Below are 347 nucleotides of genomic sequence, written 5' to 3' on the forward strand. Positions count from 1 at the left end.
CATCATACCGTTATGAAGGACTGGAAGAGCGTGTGTTTGTCATTGAGCCCGAGAACATCAACCCGGAAGACTACGAAAAGATTGGCGAAGATGTCCAGAGAATACTGCACTACGTTCCCGCTCAACTCTGGGTTGAAGTCATCAAACGTCCCATTTACCGTCTGAAAGCGGACAAGAATGCGCTCAAACCCCACATCTGTCAGGCGGAGGCTCCGAATCCCGTGATTGGCGGAGGTCATGTGGCGGCAGACATGTTGGCACAGATTGTTATTGACAAGTTCCGCGACCATCTTCCCGAATACAGACAGGTCAAGCGCTACGAAGATTTGGGAATGAAACTGCCAACC

General features: G+C 50.7%; 1 protein-coding gene. It reads left to right on the top strand.

All coding sequences use genetic code 11. From position 1 onward, the window contains the following. Nucleotides 1-347 (top strand): IS66 family transposase (locus GNY06_RS02145; RefSeq protein WP_166518595.1); only part of this gene is annotated, 347 nt, incomplete at both ends.

This window comes from Elizabethkingia argenteiflava, from assembly GCF_009904105.1.
GTDB classification, from domain to species: Bacteria; Bacteroidota; Bacteroidia; order Flavobacteriales; family Weeksellaceae; genus Elizabethkingia; species Elizabethkingia argenteiflava.